Source organism: Pseudoalteromonas sp. CH_XMU1449-3 (assembly GCF_037027245.1).
GTDB lineage: Bacteria > Pseudomonadota > Gammaproteobacteria > Enterobacterales > Alteromonadaceae > Pseudoalteromonas > Pseudoalteromonas shioyasakiensis.
Map to the genome: position 1 here is coordinate 44483 of NZ_JAYMDY010000010.1, position 23059 is coordinate 67541.

Annotated in this window: 23 protein-coding genes; 7 read left to right on the top strand and 16 right to left on the bottom strand. The window is 41.7% G+C overall.

Annotated elements, in window-relative coordinates; genetic code table 11:
- Nucleotides 1-3: 3 nt before the first annotated feature.
- Nucleotides 4-1212 carry an organoarsenical effux MFS transporter ArsJ gene (gene arsJ / locus WA256_RS13385; protein WP_335992173.1) on the top strand — a complete coding sequence of 403 codons (1209 nt, stop codon included), beginning with the start codon at nt 4-6 and terminating at the stop codon, nt 1210-1212.
- An 80-nt stretch (nt 1213-1292) separates the two neighbouring features.
- Here arsJ and WA256_RS13390 read toward each other — a convergent pair whose 3' ends face one another.
- Nucleotides 1293-2051: an AAA family ATPase gene (locus WA256_RS13390; RefSeq protein WP_335992176.1), complete on the bottom strand. Its 759-nt coding sequence runs from the start codon at nt 2049-2051 to the stop codon at nt 1293-1295.
- A 165-nt stretch (nt 2052-2216) separates the two neighbouring features.
- Nucleotides 2217-3287, bottom strand: coding sequence for a DUF1214 domain-containing protein (locus WA256_RS13395; RefSeq protein ID WP_335992178.1), 1071 nt, complete (start codon nt 3285-3287; stop codon nt 2217-2219).
- Nucleotides 3288-3680: 393 nt separating this feature from the next.
- Between WA256_RS13395 and WA256_RS13400 the strand changes: the two genes are divergently transcribed.
- Nucleotides 3681-4490, top strand: coding sequence for a hypothetical protein (locus tag WA256_RS13400; protein WP_335992179.1), 810 nt, complete (start codon nt 3681-3683; stop codon nt 4488-4490).
- 40 nt (nt 4491-4530) lie between these two features.
- Nucleotides 4531-4935: a hypothetical protein gene (locus WA256_RS13405; RefSeq protein WP_335992180.1), complete on the top strand. Its 405-nt coding sequence runs from the start codon at nt 4531-4533 to the stop codon at nt 4933-4935.
- A 66-nt stretch (nt 4936-5001) separates the two neighbouring features.
- Here the strand turns inward: WA256_RS13405 and WA256_RS13410 are convergent, their stop codons facing one another.
- Both WA256_RS13410 and WA256_RS13415 read right to left on the bottom strand, forming a co-directional pair.
- Entirely contained in the window at nt 5002-5337 is a 336-nt protein-coding gene (locus WA256_RS13410) for a zinc ribbon domain-containing protein YjdM (protein ID WP_055199035.1), read from the bottom strand.
- Nucleotides 5338-5413: 76 nt separating this feature from the next.
- A complete protein-coding gene (locus WA256_RS13415; protein ID WP_062565872.1) occupies nt 5414-5980 on the bottom strand; it encodes a Tll0287-like domain-containing protein in 567 nt (188 codons plus the stop codon).
- A gap of 155 nt (nt 5981-6135) precedes the next feature.
- Between WA256_RS13415 and WA256_RS13420 the strand changes: the two genes are divergently transcribed.
- The gene (locus WA256_RS13420; RefSeq protein WP_335992185.1) at nt 6136-6600 is read left to right on the top strand and encodes a TlpA family protein disulfide reductase; all 465 of its coding nucleotides are present in this window, start codon (nt 6136-6138) and stop codon (nt 6598-6600) included.
- On the opposite strand, the gene WA256_RS13425 is transcribed toward WA256_RS13420, so the two are convergent.
- A complete protein-coding gene (locus WA256_RS13425; protein WP_335992187.1) occupies nt 6575-8983 on the bottom strand; it encodes a putative bifunctional diguanylate cyclase/phosphodiesterase in 2409 nt (802 codons plus the stop codon). The two genes, WA256_RS13420 and WA256_RS13425, sit on opposite strands and share 26 nt — an antisense overlap.
- A 276-nt stretch (nt 8984-9259) precedes the next feature.
- Here WA256_RS13425 and WA256_RS13430 point away from each other — a divergent pair, with 276 nt between their 5' ends.
- A complete protein-coding gene (locus WA256_RS13430) occupies nt 9260-9847 on the top strand; it encodes a DUF4202 domain-containing protein (RefSeq protein ID WP_055021842.1) in 588 nt (195 codons plus the stop codon).
- A 20-nt stretch (nt 9848-9867) separates the two neighbouring features.
- The gene (locus WA256_RS13435; RefSeq protein WP_062565869.1) at nt 9868-10383 is read left to right on the top strand and encodes a TFIIB-type zinc ribbon-containing protein; all 516 of its coding nucleotides are present in this window, start codon (nt 9868-9870) and stop codon (nt 10381-10383) included.
- A 52-nt stretch (nt 10384-10435) separates the two neighbouring features.
- Here WA256_RS13435 and WA256_RS13440 read toward each other — a convergent pair whose 3' ends face one another.
- On the bottom strand, nt 10436-11434 hold the full coding sequence (locus tag WA256_RS13440; RefSeq protein ID WP_335992192.1) for an NADP-dependent oxidoreductase: 999 nt from the start codon (nt 11432-11434) through the stop codon (nt 10436-10438).
- Nucleotides 11435-11615: 181 nt separating this feature from the next.
- On the opposite strand from WA256_RS13440, the gene WA256_RS13445 reads away from it, so the two are divergent.
- Complete coding sequence (locus WA256_RS13445) at nt 11616-12056, top strand: MarR family winged helix-turn-helix transcriptional regulator (protein ID WP_062565867.1); 441 nt, start codon at nt 11616-11618, stop codon at nt 12054-12056.
- Here the strand turns inward: WA256_RS13445 and WA256_RS13450 are convergent.
- From WA256_RS13450 to ndk, 10 genes are all read right to left on the bottom strand, one after another.
- A complete protein-coding gene (locus WA256_RS13450; protein ID WP_335992196.1) occupies nt 12053-12433 on the bottom strand; it encodes a VOC family protein in 381 nt (126 codons plus the stop codon). The genes WA256_RS13445 and WA256_RS13450 overlap by 4 nt on opposite strands.
- A gap of 115 nt (nt 12434-12548) precedes the next feature.
- On the bottom strand, nt 12549-14018 hold the full coding sequence (der, locus tag WA256_RS13455) for a ribosome biogenesis GTPase Der (protein ID WP_054553521.1): 1470 nt from the start codon (nt 14016-14018) through the stop codon (nt 12549-12551).
- A gap of 75 nt (nt 14019-14093) precedes the next feature.
- A complete protein-coding gene (gene bamB / locus WA256_RS13460) occupies nt 14094-15272 on the bottom strand; it encodes an outer membrane protein assembly factor BamB (protein ID WP_062565865.1) in 1179 nt (392 codons plus the stop codon).
- 9 nt (nt 15273-15281) lie between these two features.
- Complete coding sequence (locus WA256_RS13465; protein ID WP_250660802.1) at nt 15282-15902, bottom strand: YfgM family protein; 621 nt, start codon at nt 15900-15902, stop codon at nt 15282-15284.
- Between the two features lie 24 nt (nt 15903-15926).
- Entirely contained in the window at nt 15927-17201 is a 1275-nt protein-coding gene (gene hisS / locus WA256_RS13470) for a histidine--tRNA ligase (RefSeq protein WP_058584526.1), read from the bottom strand.
- Between the two features lie 133 nt (nt 17202-17334).
- A complete protein-coding gene (ispG, locus tag WA256_RS13475) occupies nt 17335-18453 on the bottom strand; it encodes a flavodoxin-dependent (E)-4-hydroxy-3-methylbut-2-enyl-diphosphate synthase (protein WP_054553525.1) in 1119 nt (372 codons plus the stop codon).
- 5 nt (nt 18454-18458) lie between these two features.
- Nucleotides 18459-19346 (bottom strand): RodZ domain-containing protein, encoded by an 888-nt coding sequence (locus WA256_RS13480; RefSeq protein ID WP_335992204.1) that lies wholly within the window; start codon nt 19344-19346, stop codon nt 18459-18461.
- Entirely contained in the window at nt 19343-21166 is a 1824-nt protein-coding gene (pilW, locus tag WA256_RS13485) for a type IV pilus biogenesis/stability protein PilW (RefSeq protein WP_335992207.1), read from the bottom strand. Before pilW ends, WA256_RS13480 begins: the two co-directional genes overlap by 4 nt.
- Before the next feature lie 114 nt (nt 21167-21280).
- Nucleotides 21281-22411, bottom strand: coding sequence for a bifunctional tRNA (adenosine(37)-C2)-methyltransferase TrmG/ribosomal RNA large subunit methyltransferase RlmN (locus WA256_RS13490; RefSeq protein WP_239964020.1), 1131 nt, complete (start codon nt 22409-22411; stop codon nt 21281-21283).
- A 170-nt stretch (nt 22412-22581) separates the two neighbouring features.
- Nucleotides 22582-23013 carry a nucleoside-diphosphate kinase gene (gene ndk / locus WA256_RS13495; RefSeq protein WP_036972405.1) on the bottom strand — a complete coding sequence of 144 codons (432 nt, stop codon included), beginning with the start codon at nt 23011-23013 and terminating at the stop codon, nt 22582-22584.
- Nucleotides 23014-23059: the final 46 nt, after the last annotated feature.

Consider the following 23059-nt stretch of genomic DNA (forward strand, 5'->3'; position numbering starts at 1 on the left):
GCAATGACGCGTTTGGCTAATCTTCCCGCTGATATAAAGCAGTACTTAATTGTCACTGGGAATTACTGGGCATTTACGCTAACAGATGGCGCATTGAGAATGTTGGTGGTACTGCATTTTCATGCGCTTGGCTACTCGCCTTTGAGTATTGCCATGCTGTTTTTGTTTTATGAGATTTTTGGTGTTGTCACTAACTTAGTGGGCGGCTATTTAGGCGCAAGGCTTGGTTTAAATAAAACTATGAACATTGGCCTTGCTATACAGGTTGTAGCCTTGTTCATGTTGGCAGTCCCTCCTGAATGGCTGAGTGTAGCCTATGTGATGTTGGCGCAGGCTCTGTCTGGGATTGCCAAAGATCTCAATAAAATGAGCGCTAAAAGCTCAATCAAAATGCTGGTTGCCAGTGGCCAAGAAGGCACCTTGTTTAAATGGGTAGCGATACTAACAGGCTCTAAAAACGCCTTAAAAGGTGTGGGCTTCTTTTTAGGTGGTTTACTTCTCACATTAATGTCGTTTAAAGGCGCAATGCTTGCCATGGCTGCTACTTTGCTGGTGGTGTGGTGTTTTAGTATTTATGCACTTAAAAATGATTTAGGCAAAGCCAAAAACAAACCTAAGTTTAACGAGATATTTTCAAAAAGCAGTTCAATCAATATCTTGTCAGCCGCGAGGTTGTTTTTGTTTGGTGCGCGTGATGTTTGGTTTGTAGTTGCACTACCGGTGTTTTTATCACAAGCCTTTGGTTGGGATCATTGGACCGTGGGCGCTTTTATAGCTGCGTGGATCATTGGTTATGGGATAGTGCAATCTTTTGCACCTAAAATCATTAAACTCAATAAGCAAACGTCACCAAGTGCAGAAACAGTTAAGTGGGCATCACTGCTTGCTTTAGTCACCTTAGCCATTGCCCTTGCTATTGGTTTTGACTGGGCAGTAAAACCAATGCTGATAGGCGGACTGATGTTATTTGGTGTGCTATTCGCGATTAACTCATCTTTGCACAGCTACTTAATTGTTAGCATGGCTGATGCCGATGGCGTATCACTTGATGTCGGGTTTTACTATATGGCCAATGCCATGGGACGCTTAATTGGTACTGTGTTGTCTGGCTTAGTTTTTCAGGTGTATGGCTTAGCAGCCTGTTTAGCTATCTCACTGTTATTTATTGTTATTACCGCCGTTATTTCGACTAAATTACCAAAACAAATTTAGTTAAATCTAAACACGCCCTATAAAGGTAAGCATGCTTTATTGCTTACCTTTGTTCATGCATAGCATCAGAAATAATATAATTAGTGATCTTCTGACTTGAAAAGCTCTTCAAGCATTGGCTGTGGGTTGTTTAAAAACGCCTTTGTAATTTGGTAATGCTCAGTATCCTCATAATTTATTTGTTCAATACCTTGTGCTCCCACTTGGTAGATCCTCGCACCCGGGTATGCCATTAAAATCGGTGAGTGTGTGGCAATAATGAACTGAGAGTTCTGTTCAATTAGTTGAAACATGCGACTTAAAACAGCCAACTGCCTAGCAGGAGAAAGTGCGGCCTCAGGCTCATCTAAAATATAAAGCCCATTGCCGATGAAGCGGTTTACCATAAGCGCTAAAAACGATTCGCCATGTGATTGGTGATGAAGGGATGTACCACCATAGGCATCTATCAGCTTAGCTCCTCCAGAAAATCCCGAATCCAAGTCATCAATATTTGATGCAACGTTATAGAAGCTTTCAGCTCGCAAGAAAAAACCATCTTTGTATCTCTTAAACGATTTTGAGAGTAGCAAGTACTTATGAAGCTCTGAATGCGATTGCTGAGTTTGAAAGTTAAAGTTTTTAGAACCACCTTCGGCGTTAAAACCTAAGGCGATAGCAATTGCTTCTAAAAGAGTCGATTTCCCAGAACCATTTTCACCTACAAATATTGTGACATGTTTCGAAAAGTCTATTTCAAAGAGCTGATTAACCGCAGGAATAGAGAATGGATATGTATCAAAAGAGAAAACGTGCTCTCGTTTGAGTGTCACCTTTTGTAGATACGGTAATGCGTCCATACACAATATTCCTAATAAAGACGAACTAGACCCCTTAATAGGCTCTGGTAACTTTCTAACTTTAAGTTTTTCACCTGTTCAAAGCAAGCGAAGCGAAACCGCAGTTAAGCAGTGAAAATGGCTGTAATGAGCCTAAAGTTCATAATTCAGGCTCAAGATAGTAATTTAAATTTCTGTGACTTCAGGTAGCTTATATGTTCTGTCTAAAATACTTTCGCCAGGCCTGTAAACTCGCATGAGAAAGTTCCAGCCTTGAGTAATATCAGCTCTATTAGCTTGATCGCCACAAGCTTGTTCTGAGCCGAAAAATGCGGTGAATGTTCCATTTTCGTTTAGGGTAACATTACGATCATTAATTATGTTGTTCGTTGATTTCATGAAGCCATCATCACCATAAACAGTAATAGACCAAAACGCATCATTATCAGGTACTTCGTATGTTGCAGAATAGCACTTACTTGGATCGGCAGGGCCTGTATAGTTTATATAAACAGCGTCTTTTTCAGGAAATAGACCCCAAGCACCAGCCACTGCTAAGTGGCGGCTTTGTTCGTTAACTTCTCCTTTTTTGCCCATCCAATCAGCTTCGTATTGTGCGAATTTTTGAAACTCTTTTTCATAATCGGCGCGAAGTTTAAGCATTGATAGCTTATCCCAGTCAGGCTTTGGAAAAGTGTCATTACTATTTGTAGAAATGATAATTTTCTTTTGTAATTCATTTACAAGAGCAACATCAGCAGAGTCATCTGGAGCAAGAAGCTGGATCCTTTGAATAACTGCCTGATACTTTGTTGTGTTAGGTAAAGCATGAGTTCCTGATTCATAAAATACCGCTGTTGCGTAGTGATCATTATCAACAACATAGACCGAGAAATATCGATCATCAGGAAACTCAGGAATTGTTACAGTAGCACCTCCTTCAGTATCTACTACAGCGCCTGCATACAGAGTATCTTTATTCATTCTCACTACACTTTGCTGATCCAGTGGCGTTGGTTCAGTGATGTAAAAGAACTCATTGATTTTACCGCCTGCTCTTAGTTGAAAGTCGAAAAATGAAAAGTCATCTTCAGCTCTTATGTAGTTTTCTGGAGTGACTAATTTTTGCGTGCTTTTAATAGTAGAACTCGCAGTTTTTATATCTTCAGAATTTGTTGTTTCTGTTTTATTATCGCCACAGCCAGCAAGGGTAAGACCGGCAATTATAAAAATCGATGTATTGAGCATGAGGCGCATTCGATGATCTCCATATTTTGCATAAACTTAAGTAAAGGGATTATTTTTCGAACAAAAAATAATCTAGCAAGTTAATAACTTTAACTCAATGTTTGGGTACAAAGTTGTTAGTTTGTTTGATCGCCATCATGATTTTAGGCTGTCATATTTAGAAGTTTAGCTTCGCTTTTATTATTGTTTTCTTGTAACTTACTTAGCAACAAGAGTGATAAGTAGGTTGTTATGTCTGGGTATGCTTTTATTAAACAACGGAAAAAGCCACTTTTAACTGTGGCTATGGTATTAGTATGCGTAATATTTATTAACAGTTACGTCTCTCAAAAAACTGCTCCATTAGCTACCAGTTCAGAACTATCGAATAATAAAAGAGCTACGCAGCAAGTTGACGCACAAGTGAGCATGCCCGCTACCAAGCTTGAAACGAGTTTGTTAGCAGATAAATTAGTTGAGCAAGGGAATGAGGTAAATAATAGTCGCGAGCTTATTATCAAAAACCCACCAAACTGGCGTTTTGATGGCGTGTTTCTAGACCATTTTACAGAGCTAAAGCAACGTGCTCAGCAAGGTGATGTGGAGGCTAACTACCTCATCGCGCAAAACCTTAAGTATTGTTTTAATGCGCCTTTAGATGAACAGGTCCTGGAAGTAAAGTTGGCTGAAATCTATGAGTTTAGTGATGCTGGCGAGATACAAAGCCGTGTTTTAGATAAATATGAGTATTGCCAAGGATTAGATTTAGCAACGCGGCGTTCTTTTTACAGTTATTTGGCAGAGGCTGCAGAAAATGGCTCCGCTTATGCGCAGCAAACGTTTGCTGGGCTAACGCCCGAATTTTACATGAAGTCGCAATTTCCTGAGAAGTTGTCACGTGCAGAGTTCATCAAAAATCGTGATAGTTTTAAAGAGCGTAAAACCGTATTTTTAGAGCAAGCAGCGAAGCAGGGTAGTGAACAAGCGCTGATGAGTTTAGCGAGCATGTATTACAGCGAACAAGTTGGTGAGCATAGTGCAGCAAAAGCCTACGCTATAAATCTACTCATTATGGAAATCACGCAAAATAACGATGTGTATAATCGTTATGCGTGGTTTGAGCAAAGACAATACCCGACACTTACAGATGAAGAGCTGAGTATCGCGAACAATTTATTTGAGCAATGGCTGTTGCAAATAAAGCAAAATGGAACATTGTATTCAAAAAACTGAATACCCAAAGAATTAATAACCCAAAGCAAGGATGACAATTATGATTGAACCAAACTATGCAAGTTACACTCTTGATGAGCTGCTAGATTGCAAAGCGAATATAGACGCACAAGCATGGCCCGAACGCCTAAAAAACATTGAAAACGCTTTGAGTGTTTATGCCAGTCAATCTGCTGAGCACGAAAAACAGTACAAACAAGCGGTGTTTGATGCTTATTGCGAGACGTTACGCCACGATCTAACCATCAGTATCGACGATAATATTATTTGGTTTTTAAGACCGTTTTCTAAGCAAGCTAAAGATATTACTCCCAGTACCTTTGCTGGCGAAGTTTGCCCGCTTTGCAAAGCAAAGCTTAGCGCAACCACATGGGCTGCTGGCTGGCAGTTGAGCTGCGAACATTGTGAAGTAACAGGGATTGTTGTTGAAAAGTTTGGCTATTAAAAAAGTTAGCTTATTGAAATTGCTGCGTAATTATTCACAGCAATATATAACAATTTCATAATGTTATCAGGCTTTTTTAACAAACTTAGCGGTTACCATCATTTCACCAACGCCATCAACTTTACAGTCTAATTCGTGGTCTTTTTTGTCTAACACGCGGCGGATCACGGCTTTGGTGCCTATTTTAATCACTTGTGAGCTGCCTTTAATTTTTAAATCTTTCGCAACAGTCACTTTATCGCCATCGACCAATAAGGTGCCGTTAGCATCTTTCACATTGATCACATCATCGGTATCAACCGCATTAGGATCCCACTCATGAGCGCATTCTGGGCATACTAAATTGTTTTGATCTTCATACACGTATTCAGAGTTACATTGTGGGCAAGGAGGAAAAGACATAAATGGCACCATGGTTGATTTTAAAAGGGTATTTTAATGGCTAAGGAGCAAACTATGCGAGTACAAGGCTTTTATTTTATGGCTCAGGCGTTTCGAGCGTTTTGGTAATAGAGAATATTCCTCTTAGATCACCAAGCCGATAGCCTGTGGCTAAATCATTTGGGTAATGTTCGTTGAGTGCTTGTTTTACTTCTGGCGCAATTGTTTGGCCATGACAATTGAGGCAAACTGGCGCGACTTTTATCGCTTTAGCAAAGCGAAATTGACCATCTTTATTGGTTGAAAAAGTCACATTGTCGATGCTCTCAGTGTTTCTGATCATATCGAGCAGCTGGGCGATTTTTTCAGCTTCCCATTCATCGGGTTGATTATTTGGATTACGGTTTTTAGTGCTTTTACGCGCTACCGTCCAACCATCAGTTGATAAGCTATCGCTAATGGCCGGGGCTTGCATTTTGCACACGTTAATTCCTTCGACTAAACCACCTTGCTTGATTGCGGCTCCTAATGCTGATTTAAGCGTCGTGGCAAATTCAGTTGCTCGCTGCGCTGCTTGAGTTTCTAGAGTCGCTGATTTTGTTTCGGCATAAAGACTAGGTGAAAGTAACACAGTACAAATCACAATTGTTCTGAAGGAAAACATAGTAAACCTTATATTAGATATATCTAATATAGTAGTTTGTTTTTACTTTACATGCCAATTTAACCTGCAAAAAATAACGATTCTTTGCACAAAGCCTGCTGGAGTGTTGTTGCTAAATTGGTTAAGGTGAAGAAAATATCTTGAGAACAAAAAAAATGAAAAAACTAATTTATATCGCCGCTTTGTTATTCTCTGCCCTGACATTTGCAGGTACCGCTCCATACAGTGGAGAGATAAGTCGTGATGACTTACTTAAAGACTACTCTTCGTTTAGTGAAGAGTACGATGAATACACACCGAGTGAAGAAGAGTTAACCACGATAAAAGCACTGCAAGGTAAGCAGGTTTTGGTGTTCTTGGGCACTTGGTGTCATGACTCAAAACGTGAAGTGCCTCGATTTTTAAAACTTCTCGATACTGCAAAGGTGCAGTTAGGCTCACTTAAACTAGTGGCCGTTGGCTACGACAAGCTAGACCCTGCAGGGTTAGCAAAACAGCACGACTTAATGTATACGCCAACCATTATTGTCAGCGATGGCGAAAAAGAGCTTTCCCGTATGATCGAAAAACCAAAACAAAGCTTGGCTGTGGATCTTACGCAACCGGGTCAAACGCTATAAAATCATCAATAGATAAGGGCATTGATATTAAGTAACCTTGAATATAATCAATGCCTTTATCACTCACCAACTGCCATTGCTCTGAGCTTTCGACCCCTTCTGCAGTAATCGTTAAGTCTAGTTGATGGGCTAAATCACTCATCGTTTGTAAAAATAAACCATCTCGTGGGTTATCAACGCAGTTACAAATAAAGGCACGGTCAATCTTAACGTTATCTAACGGAAACTGCTGAATCGACGACAGTGATGAATAACCCGTTCCAAAGTCATCAAGTGATAAATTAAAACCTGCTAATTTAAGTTCATGCATTAGGTTTATGGCGTACTGGGTATTTTGAAATAGGGCGGATTCGGTGATCTCAAGATTAATTTTTTGATTAGCCGGAAATAGCTTAGCTTTTTCTTTGCTTAATCGTTTAACTAAATGCACATCAGAGAACTGTTTACGTGAGAGATTGATCGACACTTTAATACGAATGTTATTTTCAACCATGCGGTGGCAATCTTCAGCAACCTTAGCAACAATCCAACGAGATAATAAATTAATGAGCTCTGATTGCTCAGCGATGGCAATAAACTCCACTGGTGACACAAAGCCTCGAACAGGGTGCTGCCAACGTACAAGCGCTTCACAGCCAATCAGTGTGCCATCTATAGTGTTTACAATTGGCTGATACACCATACTTAGCTGTTCGTTGGCCGCAAGCGCATGACGTAGATCACTTTCGAGGTTACTTTGTGCAATAAGCTTATCTTTCAGAGATTGGCTATAAACAGTAAATGGTTTTTGTGTACGGGGGCATTCATTCATCGCAATGAGAGCTGTATTGATTTGCTCAGCCGCATCGATGTTTTGTAAGTGCGGATAACCCACGCCAATGTATAAGTGGTAAAAATGAGCGCTACCAGCGGTTTCAATAATACCGCCGACCTGATGCTGTAATTTATCTAATAGGGCGGCGAGTTTTTCATCAAAAATGGCTTCTTTTAGTAATATTAAAAAACAGCCAGGTTTTATATGAGCGCAAAACGCTTGATGTAAGTCAGAAAATTCAATTAGCCGGTTAGCTATCGTTGTCTGTAGTTCATTTAAGTAATCTTGACCATAAATATCTTCTAATTGACGATAGCCTTTGATCTCGGCACACAATAAAGTAAGGCCGCTACTGTATTGGTCTTCAGGGCATAAACTAGCGATATATTTTTCGCTGTAATGGCGATTGGCAAGGCCGGTGACCGAGTCAAAATGTGCTTGCTGGTAAAGCTCATGTTGGCGTTGTTTTTCAGCACTTATGTCTTTAATCGTACCAACCAAGGTGTTGGTTTTAGGGTTCCATTCAGCGTGCTCATGAAACCAGCGTTTTTCTCCGTTGAGTTTAATCGTGTACTCAATTTCAGTTGGGCTACTAGGCTTAGTATGAATAAAATTTAAAAACGAATTTTTATAAAAGCTATCGATTTTTTTACAGACATCAGTAATTGATTGCGCTTTGCTTTGTTCTTTGAATAGCGATTTAGCTTGTGATGATAATTGCCTAATGCTTTTATCAGGCGACAAATGCCAACTGCCTACGCCACTGAGTGACTGAGCTTGTTTTAATTCAAGTGCCTGTTCAGACAGCTCTAAGGTTTGCTTTTGCACAAGTTTTTCGAGGTTTTGCTCATGCTCACGTAACCGACAAGTAATCGTAATCAAATAGCAGCTAACCGATGAAAGTAACAGAGCTATGAGTAGTAATACTAAAAATTCAACATGCGCTCGATAAGCAAACTCGTCTTTAATACCCACAACCCAATGTTGATTTTCAACATCGAGGCTGTAAGTTGACCAGTGGCTTTGCTCAAAACTGTGGTTATTTAAAAGCGGCGCGTAGCTATTTGCTGTTTTTTGCCAGACCTCATAGAGGTGAGGGTGTGAAGTAGTCTCAGGGCTCAAATTTGCTATAAATTCTGGAAAACGCAGCACCGCGATTGCAAACCCCCAAAACTCATTTTGATCAAAAATTGGTAATCGAGCGACTAAGCCTTGACCACCTTGAGCCAACTCTTTAGGTCCATCGATTTGCATTTTTTGAGTATCAATGGCTGTTTGTAATGACTTTTCAATACTTTGCATCTTGAATAAGTCGACACCAATCACACTCTCGTGACTGGTTAGCGGGTAGCTGTATTGAATAACCCCTTTTGGTGCAAGTTGAATAGTTTGGCTACCATCACTATGAGTTAATATCTCAGTGGCAAGGGTTTCGAATTCAGTTTGTGTGTATGTAAAGTCACGCATCGCGGCGCGAACAAGGTAAGGACCAAGGAGTGCGCTATCAAGTGCTTTTTCAAGGTTACTGCTGTAACTGTTAAGTGCTGCATTTTGCTCAATTTCATGCATTTCTTGTCTATCGTAAAACACTTTTAGTGCGATCGCCGAAAATAAACAGAAACTGAGAAAAAAAGAAGTAAATAACAACGAAAAATATGTAATATTACGCAATGGCGTCTCTGAATTAAGTAGGTATTTAAGTGCTAATCTTGCTTTTAAAAATACTAGTTTAGGGTTAGCTGGTTGTCTAGCGAAGATCTAGAATTTTAGTTGAATTTTTAGCAAGTTAAAAAAATAATTGTACCTAAATACAATGAATTGCAAGCACAAGTAAGATTAAACACTATGTACCAAGCCGTTATAAAAGCGATAGATGCAGCGAATGCTGTCGACCCAAATCGTGTAAAACAAGATGATCAAGAGCTAGCAAAAGAGTCTTTATATGCAATGCGTATGACCGATATGCTAAACCGCTTTAATCCACAAGCCGATGAGTTGATGCATATTGCTGCGCGAGGCCAACATATTGAGCGTTGGCGCTCTCCTCGCAGTGATTTTCCTATGGGTAAGCAAGGTTATTATCAATGGCGTACGGCTTTATATGACTTTCATGCCGAGCGTGTAACAGCCCTTATGAAAACGGCGGGTTACGCGCCGGAAGAATGTGAGCGCGTATACGCAGCCGTTGCAAAAAAGAACATAAAACGAAACCCTGATAGCCAATTGATTGAAGACATTGCAAGCCTTGTGTTTATTGAGCATTACATGCTTGATTTTGCAAGTAGTAAGCCTGATTACGATGAACAAAAATGGCTGGGTATTATTCGTAAAACATGGCAAAAAATGTCAAATGAAGCACATGACTTTGTATTAGCTGGTAACATCAGCTTACCTGAGCCGCTTAAACCGTTAATTACAAAAGCGCTAAATTAATTATAAAACAAGGATGGTCTATGTTTTGCCCGCGTACTAAAACAGCCCTTGAAGCAGTGAGCATTGGTGACGTTAATGTGTATTTATCAAAAAGCGGTGGGGTATTTTTTGATAACCGACAAATATTTCACTTTAGCGATCCGAATTTAAAACCCGCGCAAGTGCTGGTGGCTCATTTACAAACCCTGCCAACAGAATGTGTTGATTTAGCAAAGCGAATTAATTGCCCGAATTGCCCTGATGTAGTGATGATGCGACGCTTTTTCACCCCACTAAAAGTGGTTGAAATAGACGAATGTCCAAATTGTGCTGCTATTTGGCTTGATCATGGTGAGCTTGAAAAGATCCATGAAAATCATTTAACGCCAAAAGAACGTGAAATGCTGCGTATTGATATGGCCAATAATCATGGTTTTATTCAAGTTAAGATCCCGAAAAGGCGCTACTCAGTTCATGCTGAAAAGCCTGAGTCTAATGCAACGTCATCATTAGAAAAACTAGCAGAACTTGCGTATTTATCGATTTTGAATGACTGAAAATAAGAAGCCTGTACCAACTAAGATACAGGCTTTATTTGCATGCTAAGCGTTAAAGCTTAACTAGCATTTTTCCTTTATTTTTACCTTCGAACAGGCCAAGAAATGCATCAACGGCATTTTCGATGCCATGGTATACCGTTTCTTCAGATTTAATTTTACCTTCGCTGATCCACGCGCCCATTTGTTCAATAAACTCAGGGAACTGATCAAAGTAATCAATCACGATAAAGCCTTGCATGGTGAGCTTTTTCGAGTTGATATAAAACAGGTTGTTTGGCCCAGGCTGTGCAGTGTCGTTATTGTAACCTGAGATCATGCCACATACAGGAATACGGCCGTAATCGTTCATTACATTGAGTGCTGCTTCAAGGTGATCGCCACCTACGTTTTCAAAGTACACATCAATGCCTTGTGGTGCTGCTTGTTCAAGGGCTTCTGTTAGGTTTGCTACCGTTTTGTAATTAATTACTGCATCAACACCCAACGCTTTAACCATTTGTGCTTTTTCGTCAGAGCCAACCGAAGCAATCACTTTACAGCCTTTTAGCTTAGCAATTTGGCAAACAACGCTACCTACAGCGCCTGATGCAGCTGAAACAAACACGGTATCGGTTTCTTTTAGGCTAATTACCTTTGTTAAACCTGCCCATGCAGTTAACCCAGTCATGCCCATAGTACTTAAAAATAGTTGGTCTGGTAAAGGTACGTTTGGCAGTAACGTTAAGTCGCTGCCATCGCTAATGTGCATGGTACGCCAGCCGCTAATATGACTTACTTTGCTCCCAACAGGAAAGTCATCATTGCGTGATTCAATTACTTCGCCGATAGCACCGGCTTCCATCACTTCGTTTAAGTTAAATGGCGCGATATATGATTTACGATCAATCATGCGCGGGCGCATATAAGGGTCAACTGACATCCAGGTATTTTTAATTAACACTTCGCCGTCGTTCAAATCAGGAAGTGTTACGTCTACCTGCGCAAAATTAGCCTGTGTTGGTACACCCGTTGGGCGTGAAACTAAATGAATTTGTTGACTTGTCGCCATATAAACCTCGAATCTGCTGTATTAGAATCAATTAATGAGTTGCACAAAACATTTGCGCGCAAACTATTTGCGATCAATTTAATGATCTTTACTATAAAAGGCAATAGATCGTCGGAAAATAATTTGCGCGCAAACTAAATTAAGGCAATAATACGGCTGTATTTCAGTTTAGGGTAGCAGCATGAGCAACAACTTATCAGACAATGTATGTTTCACTTTATACAGTGCAACAAATGCGTTGATCAGAGCGTTTCGACCAATCCTCGAAGCTTATGACTTAACCTATCCGCAATATATTGTGATGCACTCACTTTGGTATAATAACCAAGTGAGCTTAAAAGCACTTTCTCATGACACGCACCTCGATTCTGGCACCTTAACACCAATAGTTAAGCGCCTAGAAAGCAAAGGTTTATTGACTCGTCAGGTATCAAGTGAAGATGAGCGTAAAAAAGTAATTTCGTTAACAGAGCAGGGCATGCAACTTAAAGTTGATGCTGAAGAATTAACGGCTAAGTTAATGGCACGCTCAAATATGAGTTTGGAGCGAATCGAGTTATTACGCGAGTTAACCCTTGAGCTGCATACTGACCTAACAAAAACGGACCTTACAAAAAGCTAATCTTCTACTAAACACACTAAAGTGCCTTCAATAGCGCGAACATACGCATAATGCTGGGCGTCTTTTTTAGTTGGCGGGCACAATGGCTCAGCACCAGCAAGCACAGCTTTATCGTAACTTTCGACTAAATTATGGCAGCTGAATCTTAGCTCAAAACCAAGAGCTGGTTGCTTAGGATGGGCGCGAATATAGCCTTGCTTGAAGTATGATTGCGCATGCGGGTGGGTCGCAAAAGCAAGTTTTACAGATCCTGTCATAAGTTCACCGTATTCGGCATCGTCACTGATATGGTTGGTATTTAAACCAAATGCTTGATAGTAAAAGTCGAGTACTTCTTCTACGTTATCGACGTAAATAACCTGACTTAAAAAGTCCATTTATGCTGCTCTATTTATTGTTCGTTTATTAAATAAAGCATAGTTTTAGTAATAAAAAAACCTTGTAAGTCATACTCACAAGGTTTTTTTAATACTTAAAGCTTAGCTGTAGAAATTACGACTTGTTGCGGTTTTCTTTCGCAAATGCACGAATTTTACGTTTTTGCGATAAAGTCACTTTATTAGTGCGACCCGCGTATGGATTATCGCCTTCTCTAAATTCAATTTTAATCGGCGTACCCATAATACCTAATGCTTTACGGTAGTAGTTCATTAAGTAGCGTTTGTAGCTATCAGGTAAGTCATGAACTTGGTTACCGTGGATCACGATACGTGGTGGGTTATAGCCACCTGCGTGAGCATATTTAAGTTTTACACGACGACCGCGAACAAGTGGCGGTTGGTGATCAGCTTGAGCCATATCCATGATACGACGCAGCATCGCTGTGCTGATACGCTTAGTTGCTGACTCGTATGCTTCGTCTACCGATTCAAATAAGTGACCTACACCTGTGCCATGTAAAGCAGAGATAAAGTGTAAACGTGCGAAATCGATGAAACCTAAACGACGGTCAAGCTCTGACTTAATACGTTCTTTAACGTAATCATCAAGGCCGTCCCATTTGTTAACAGCAACAACCAATGAACGACCTGCGTTTAAGGCAAAACCAAGTAAGCTTAAATCTTGATCAGAAATACCTTCGCGCGCATCAACCACAAGCAATACCACGTTCGCGTCTTCAATCGCTTTAAGGGTTTTGATCACAGAGAATTTTTCTACAACATCGCTTACTTTCTTACGCTTACGAACACCCGCAGTATCAATAAGAATGTACTCTTTGTCGTTACGAGTCATCGGAATATAGATAGAGTCACGGGTTGTACCCGGCATATCGTAAACGATTACACGTTCTTCACCTAAGATACGGTTTGTAAGTGTTGACTTACCAACGTTAGGGCGACCGATAATAGCAAGCTTTACTGGCTTGTCAGCAAAGGCTTGCTGGTTGTCTTCGCCTTCTTCATCTTCGCTGTAAAGATCAACCAATTCGTCATCACTTTCTTCAAGCTCTTCAGCTTCGCCTGCAAGTTCTGCAATAACGGGCTGTAAAGTTGTTTCAAGCAGCTGCGTGATACCACGGCCGTGAGCCGCTGCAATGTGATGTACGTCGCCTAAGCTTAACTGATAGAACTCAGCACAGTACGAGTCTGCATCAATACCATCAACTTTGTTTGCCACAACAAAACATTTCTTTTGTTGTTTACGAAGGTGGTTAGCAATCGCTTGGTCAGCGGCGGTCATACCTGCGCGGGCATCAACTAAAAATAGCACGATATCGGCTTCTTCAATCGCTAGTAGCGATTGCTCAGCCATTTCAGTTTCGATACCTTGCTCAGAACCGTCAATACCCCCCGTGTCTACCACGATAAATTCATAGCCATCGTAATCAGCTTGGCCATATTTTCTATCTCGTGTTAAGCCTGGAAAGTCGGCTACGAGGGCGTCACGAGTACGTGTTAAACGGTTAAATAATGTGGATTTGCCCACATTGGGTCGCCCAACAAGAGCGATCACGGGAAGCATAAACTACCTCTTAAAAAAACAACAAAAGGCTTCGCCAAGCGAAGCCTTAGAAAAATAACGTTTACTATTAGTAAGTTAGTTTGGAATTTTAACCGCGCTAACTTCACCATCTCGGGTGTATAAAATTAACTTGTCACCGGCAACAACTGGCTCAATAAAGAAACCTGAGCTGTCAAAGTCTTCGCGCGATACAAGCTCGCCCGTTTCTTTGTCTAACCAGTGTAGGTTACCTTCTTGGTCACCTAGTGCTAAATACTTACCAGCCACGGTAGGGCCTGTTAAGTACCAGCCGCGCAGTGCCGGTTGGCTCCAGCGCTCAATACCTGATGTTTTATCTAGACCGTAAACAACACCATCGCTATCAACAACATAGATAGACTGGCTATCCATCGATAAATCACGATAGCTGCTGTACTCACGTTTCCAAACAACATTACCAGAACGAATATCAACGGCAGCTAAGTTACCATTATAGGCGATTGCATACGCATATGGACCACTAATTAATGCTTGTGTATCTACATCAACCAAACGTTCAAACTCAGACGCACCTTTTGGAGAAGCAATTTCAGCACTCCACGCAGAGTAACCATTTTCAGAAATTAATACGCTTAATTTACCTGTTTCAAGGCCTAGCAATACACCACCGTTTGCTACAGTTGGTGAACTTTGACCTCGTAATGTAAGTGGTGGCACTTCTTGTTCAAAGCTCCAACGCTCTTCACCTGTATCTGGGTGTACAGCTAATAATTTACCTGAGCCTAGGTTTACAAAAATTAGGCCGTCGCCTGCAGCTGGTTTAGCAAGTACTTCGCCTGGCATAGTTTTGCGCCAAACAATTTCACCTGTTTCACGGTCAAGAGCAGTTAAGTAACCATGCTCAGAACCAACGAAGATTTTGCCGTAAGCTTGTAAAATACCGCCCGATAACTTGGCACTTTCTGTGGTTTCCCAAGGCCAGAAAGCTGGGTTTTCACGCACATCTGTTTGCCATAGCGTATCGCCATTTTCAAGCGATAGGGCTTCAACTTCACCTTCGCGGTTTGCTACATACACAACATCGTTATGAATAGCCGGTGTTAAGCGCGAGAAATAGTGCTGAACACCATCACCGATTGATTCTTGCCAAACTACTTCTGTCTCAAATTGATTAACAATTTCAGGCAGTACTAGTTCTTCTTCGTCATCACTTGACGAACACCCAGTCAGGGTTGCGATACACAGAGCAAGTGTTGCCGCTGTTAACTTCTTCATCTTAACCCCTTACGCCGCTGGGCTAGTTTGTGCTAAGTCATCAAGTTTAATTTGTAATAACGGATTGTTTTCAAGGCCGCCATTATCAGCAGCAGCTTGGTATTGGCTGCGAGCTTGATCTTTGTCGCCTTGTGCAGCATAAACATCGCCTTTTAATTCAGCGACTGCAGCAGCAAATGATGCTGGAAGCTGGGCGTTTAGCGTTGTTAGCGCTTGCTCATATTGCTTTTGTGCAAGGTGAACACGAGCAAGGCGCGTTGTTGCCGTTGCTTTAAGCTCAGGGTTTTGCTCGTTGGTGATGATCCAGTTAAGCTTTTCGCTTGCTGCATCAAGGTCATTCTTTTCAACGGCTTCTTTCGCTGCTACAAATGCTGTTAGCGTGCTGTAGCTTGACTCGCCATTGTCTTTAATAAACGCATCCGCTTTTTCTAGCACGGCACCGCTTTCAACAAGTTGTGTGAAAGAGTCAGATGCTTTCTCAGCTGTGGTGATTTGGTTTTGGTTATAAGCTTTCCAACCATATAAACCACCTAAACCTGCAACAATACCAATTGCAAGTGCTAAACCATTTTCACGGAAAAAGCGTTTGATCGCTTCTTCTTGTTGTTCTTCTGTTGAATAAATTTCCATGCTTACCTCTGTTGCTAGCTGGGCTTAAATAAGCTCAGCTAGTAGCGTTTTCGCTTCTTCTAGTTTTAAGGTGACTTGTTCTTTACGCTCACGTAAATACTTAATAGTCACAACGCCTTGTTCTAATTCATCTTCGCCGATAATAACCGCGACAAGAGCATCGCTTTTATCTGCGCGTTTTAATTGCTTTTTAAAGTTGCCACCGCCTGCGTGCACCATAACACGTAGACCTGCAACATCTTTACGTAATTGAGCGGCAATGATAGGCGCTTGAATGCTGGCTTTATCGCCCATGGCTGCCAAATATACATCAGCACTACGGCGGATGTCACCTACACTTTCTAGCGCTTGAAGTAATAACACTAAACGCTCAAGACCCATTGCAAAACCTACCGCTGGTGTTGCTTTACCGCCTAGTTGTTCAACTAGACCATCGTAACGACCACCGGCACAAACGGTTCCTTGTGCGCCTAGGCTATCGGTTACCCACTCAAAAACAGTGCGGTTATAATAGTCAAGTCCACGTACAAGCTTTTCATTTACCGTGTATTCGACGCCTGCAGCGTCTAAACGTTCACATAAATTTTCAAAATGTTCTTTTGATTCAGCGTCTAAGTGCTCAGATAGTTTAGGCGCATCAGTTAAAATGGCTTGTACATCAGGGTTTTTGCTATCTAACACACGTAAAGGATTAGTGTGCATACGACGCTTAGAGTCTTCATCAAGTACATCGACGTGTTGCTCTAAGTAAGCAACAAGTGCATCACGGTAGTCTGCACGCGCTTCATTTGAACCCAGTGAGTTAAGCTCAAGACGAACGTGTTCACTGATACCAAACTCTTTCCATAATTGGGCTGTCAGCAAAATAACTTCTGCATCAATATCAGCAGTGGCAATGCCGAATGTTTCTAAACCAAATTGGTGGAATTGACGGTAGCGGCCTTTTTGTGGGCGCTCGTGACGGAACATAGGGCCCATGTACCATAAACGTTGTTCTTGGTTATACAGTAAACCGTTCTGATTACCTGCACGCACACACACTGCAGTACCTTCAGGGCGAAGAGTTAAGTTATCGCCATTACGGTCAGCAAAGGTGTACATTTCTTTTTCTACGATATCGGTTACTTCACCGATAGAGCGCTTGAATAGGTCGGTTGATTCAACAATTGGAAAACGAATTTCTTGATAACCAAACGATGAAACTGTTTCACGTAAAATGTCTTCTACTTTCTGCCAAATTTGCGTATCGCCTGGCAGACAATCGTTCATACCACGAACTGCCTGAATTTGTTTTGCCACTGATAAATCCTAAATACTGTACTTGCGCTGAAAAAATCGCGCCTCAAGAAAAACTAAAAAATTGACCCGTCATTATACCGTCTAAGCGGTAAAGGTAAACGGCAAACCCAAGGGTTTGCCGAGTATATGCGAATTATTCAACGATTTTGATGTCGATTGGCGTTTCTTTCTCTTTCTTAGCGATAAAGTCACGCACATAGCCTTCAAGTTGGTCGACAATATTATCGTTATCGATACGCGCTTTTTGGCGCTCACCATTGATGTATAAGCCAGAGCGACGGTTGGCACCAGCAAGGCCGATATCACTAACCAGCGCTTCGCCAGGACCATTAACTACACAACCAATCACCGACACTGACATAGGCTCAACCACGTCTTCTAATCGCTCTTCAAGCTGGTTCATGGTGCTTACCACATCAAACTCTTGGCGTGAGCAGCTCGGGCAAGCAATAAAGTTAATGCCGCGTGAGCGAATGCGTAATGATTTTAAAATATCAAAACCCACTTTGATCTCTTGTACCGGATCGGCAGCAAGTGATACGCGTAATGTGTCACCAATGCCTTCGGCAAGTAGCATACCTAAACCAACAGCCGATTTAACAGAACCTGAGCGCATGCCACCTGCTTCGGTAATACCTAAATGCAGTGGCTGGTCAATTTCTTTGGCAAGTAAACGATACGCACCAACCGCTAAAAATACATCTGACGCTTTAACGGATACTTTGAATTGGTCAAAGTCTAAACGCTGCAAGATCTCAACATGGCGCATAGCTGATTCAAGAAGTGCTTCTGGTGTTGGTTCACCGTATTTTTCTTGTAAGTCGCGCTCTAATGAACCGCCATTAACACCAATACGAATCGGAATGTTATGCTCACGTGCAGAGTCTACAACGGCACGAATACGCTCTTCGCTACCGATGTTACCAGGGTTAATACGCAAACAATCCGCACCATATTGAGCCACTTTTAACGCAATACGGTAATCAAAGTGAATATCTGTTACTAGTGGAATTGTGACTTGTTCTTTAATGCTCTTAAATGCTTCAGCTGCTTCCATGGTTGGTACAGACACACGCACAATGTCGGCGCCGGCATCTTGAATAGCTTGAATTTGTGCAACCGTTGCATCGATATCTAGGGTGTTGGTGTTAGTCATCGACTGAACAGCAATTGGTGCACCATCACCAATTGGCACATTACCAACGTTAATACGGGTCGATTTTCTGCGTTTAATAGGAGATTCTGAAAACATTGCGGTTACTCTGATAACGGTAAAGTAAATTTAGCTAAGCGATTTTTGGCAAAATGTGAGGTATCGACAGCTTGACCTTGGAAAGTAATATCGACTACTTGGTGTTTGCCGAGTACCACACTAAACGGCTGTGGGCCGGTTACTGTCATAATGTAACCTGCTTTTTTAACACCAAAAGCGATGCGATCGCCGTTGCCATCGTGAATTTCTACCCAGCTATCTTCATTGAAGTGCATCACCACTTCGCTGTGCTCAGGATCTGCCTTTTCAGTTTGTGGCTGAGCAGCAGATTGGTTTTGTGATGCAGCTTGATTTTGTGCTTCGTTGCTGGTCGTTGGCGCATCAGCTTCAGGCTGAGCGATTTCTTGCTCGCCTTCAGCGAGTGATTGAATGGTTTCTTCAGCTGGTGCTTCTACAGCTAAGTCAGGTGAAATATCACTGCTTTCAAGTTGATTTGGCATCGCAGTCGTGACCGGCTCTTCGATATTCTGGTTGCTATTTTGCCACCACCAAAACACAGACGAGCCAATGATCACCGCTAAGATAAAGTAGCTAAACAGCATTAAACGGCTGTCATGTGCTTCTTTTTCTGTGCGGCGAGAAAAGCTCTGCATTTTTGACTTTTTCTCAGGCTCAACGTGCTCAGGCAGTAATTCAAGCATGGCTTGGCTATCGATTTTAAGCTCACGGCAATAGCTTCTGATATAACCTTTTACGAAGGTCGCAGGGCCTAGTAGTTCGTGCTCGTCGTTTTCTAGTCGTTGTAACTGTAAAACTGATAACTTTAATGCACCAGCAAGTTGCTCAAGGCTCATTCCTGCGTCTTCGCGGCGCTTTTTTAGCGCTTGGCCGAGCGTTTCTTGTGGTTGTTCTAAATTGTTTTCTTCATTCATAATGCGTATGAGTCTGGATCTACCAATAAGAGTCTATGCCCAGGTTCTAGGGCGACATCTGGGCTCAATTTGTTCCAGCGCATTAACTGATCGATCAATACGCTATGCTGTGTGGCTATGCTAAAGAGTGTGTCGCCATCATTGATGTCGTGATAAATGTTCGGATCGTTCAAATAAATGCGAGTACCGTTTTGTACACGATCCGATTCTTTTAAGCCATTCCACAGCAAAATCTTCTGTAGTTTAACATTGTATCGCACCGAAATGCTAAAGAGGTTTTCACCATTTTCAATAATATGATACGGGATATTCAGCGCAGGTACATTTGCGTTCAGCATGGGTAAGTTAAGCGGCTCGTTTGTCACGCTAAAGTCAGTGCTATTTGCGGTTGACGCCGTTGTTTGACTGCCACTAAATACGTTTTCGTCTTTTTCTGCTTCGTAAAAGACCACAGTGCTGGCATCATTATTGGTATTTTGCGAGTTTGCTGGCGTTTGTTGTTGAACGCTTGGCGTTTGCGGTGCACCAAATGACACTATGGTCACTTCATCATTACTTTGCGCTGGTGTTTGCGCGTCTGTTTGCTGCTTTGCAATAACTGGAGTTTGTTTAACTTTACGAGAGGAAACTGTTTGGAAACCTTCGTCAGTTTGCTTTGTGAGCGTCTCTGGCGTTGTATCGCTCGTTTGTGAAGAGGCGAGTGTCTCTGTTACGGGCTTTTCTTCGCTGTCTGAATTTACCTCAGTAGGCACCTGTTTATTACTTTGCGCTACAGTTTGTGGCTCGGGTTGAGTTTTGTTTACAGTTGGCTGCTCAACTGGAGAAGCTTGTTCATTAGTTGTTGGAACATTTGTGGTCTTTACAAGGCTTTGCCCAGTAGCAGCCACTGACGCCTGTGCAACAACAGCTTGTTTAGCAGGCGCTTTTCTTTTCACGATGCGAATTTTTGGCTGATCTTTGCTAACTGAGCTGTTATCACTTGATACTTTCAGCTCTTCAAGCTGCGCTTGACGGTATTTTTCACGCAGAACTTCAAATTCTGAGCGTTTAGTTTGCCCAGATGAAATGGTTTTCGCTTCTACTGAACCTGGATAGGTTTGTAGAATAATACCTGCCGTTGTTTCAGCTTTTTCAATATGGCCCATGCGTTGCTGAATTAAGTAGCTGAGCATGAGTGCTCGAGGTGTTACTCGGCCTAAAGATTCGTATTTTTCAATGATATCTTCAGCTTTATGAAGATCGCTTTTTGCGTAATACAAACCAGCAAGGCTTATCATTGAAGAAGGACGCTGTGAGCTGTGATTTAGTGCTGACTTAAGGTATTTTTCTGCGTTTTCAAAATCATCAAATTCAATCGCGCACAAGGCTAAGTTTTCGTAACTTTCAGCTACACGGATATAGCTAGGAATTGAAATCGCCTTAAGAAGCTCTTCTGCTGCGCGGTCGTATTCGCCAATGCCACACAAAAATACACCGTAGTTATTTAAGGTGTTCGGATCATTAGGGGCGATTTTTAGTGCGCGTTGATAGGCTTTATCTGCTAGCTCAGGTTCATCAACCTGTTGATAGTAATAAGCTAAAGAGTAGTGAACTTCGGGAAGGTCAGGGGCAAAATCTGCGGCACGTTCTAGGTTATATTTTGCTTGCGAGTTGTTGCCTGTTTTTAAGTACTGTAACGCAAGGGCGATACGAGTACGGGCAGCACCGGTATTGTTAACCTGTTTTTCAACAACGGGTCTGTCGCTACCTTCGTAGCTGTTTTCTGTAACACACCCTGTTAATGCGAATGCACCAACAGTAATGGCAAGTATAGAACGCATTACCTAATCTCTTCTTTGATTCCGTATGCCTATCTTACCGAAAAGCCTTTGTGTTGCATCTATTATTTTAAAAATAACGAGTTTGTCACAAAGGCTTATCTTTAAAAGTTACGCTTATGCTTGGTGAACATTTACCGCAATTGCGTTATCTTCGCGCATTTTCTTTTTCGCTAAACGTTTAGTACGGTCAACGACATCACCTACTAATTGACCACAAGCTGCATCAATATCATCACCGCGGGTACGGCGAACAATACAAGTAATCCCCGCAGCTTGTAATACTTTAGAGAAGCGGTCAATTCGGCTGTTGCTCGAACGGCCATATTCGTTGCCCGGGAATGGGTTAAACGGAATTAGGTTCACTTTAGAAGGTGTTCCTTTAAGTGTTTTAACCAATTCGTGCGCTTGATCTGTGCTGTCGTTTACACCTTGTAGCATAACGTATTCGATAGTCACATCTTTGTTTGCTTTAGAGCCATCAATATAACGACGACATGCCGCTAGAAACTCTTCAATAGGGTACTTTTTATTAATTGGTACCAGTACATCACGCAGTTCATTGTTTGGCGCGTGCAGTGAAATAGCCAGTGCTACGTCGATTTTTTCTTTTAATAAATCAAGAGCAGGCACTACCCCTGAGGTACTTAATGTAACGCGACGTTTTGATAAACCAAAACCCCAATCGTCCATCATAAGTTCCATTGCGGGTACGACATTTTTAAGGTTGAGTAATGGCTCACCCATACCCATCATTACCACGTTAGTAACTGGGCGTTTAGTGCTGTCGCCGTTTAAACCTATATCTTTTGCAACACGCCATACCTGACCGATGATTTCAGATACTGATAAGTTACGGTTAAAACCTTGTTGTGCCGTAGAGCAGAAAGTACATTCAAGGGCACAACCAACTTGTGATGAAACACATAATGTTGCACGGTCTTTTTCTGGGATCCAAACAGCTTCTACTTCTTGGCCACCTTGTAGCATTAGGGCGTATTTGATGGTGCCATCACTTGCCTGTTGTCTAACTGAGATTTCAGGAGCAACAATTTCACATTCAGCTTTTAGTTTTTCTTTTAGCTTTTTGTTGACGTTTGTCATGTCGTCAAAATTGTCTACGCCAAAATGATAAATCCATTTCATCACCTGATCGCCACGGAATGGCTTTTCACCGAATGATACAAAAAGCTCACGCATTGCATCTCGGTTTAAATCTAATAAGTTAATCTTTTTTTCAGTGGTCATGAAACAACCTCAATCAGTGACGGTGGTAAGTAGTTTGGGTGCGCGATTGTACATTATTTAATCGACTTAGTCATTAGCTAAACATATTTACAATAAGCTTAGCTAATGACTAAAAAAGGGCCCGAAAGCCCTTTTTCTTCTGCATCACAGACTTAGCTGTGAACTCGAAATTAACGAGTACGTGGGCAGATTTCTTCGTCAGCGAAGAAGTATGCGATTTCACGTGCAGCTGATTCAACAGCGTCAGAACCGTGAACAGCATTTTCGTCGATGCTGTCTGCGTAGTCAGCACGTAAAGTACCAGCTAGTGCTTCAGCAGGGTTAGTAGCACCCATGATTTCACGGTTTTTAAGAACTGCGTTCTCACCTTCAAGAACAGTAACCATTACTGGGCCAGATGTCATGAACTCAACTAAAGCACCGAAGAAAGGACGCTCGCTGTGCTCAGCGTAGAAACCTTCAGCTTTTTCTTTTGAAAGGTGAACCATTTTAGCTGCAACGATTTTAAGACCCGCAGTTTCGAAACGGTTGTAGATAGCACCGATGTGGTTTTTAGCAACTGCATCAGGTTTTACGATTGAAAAAGTACGCTCTAAAGCCATCTTTATGCTCCAATAATTTTAAATTTAAAAGGTTAAATATTAACGG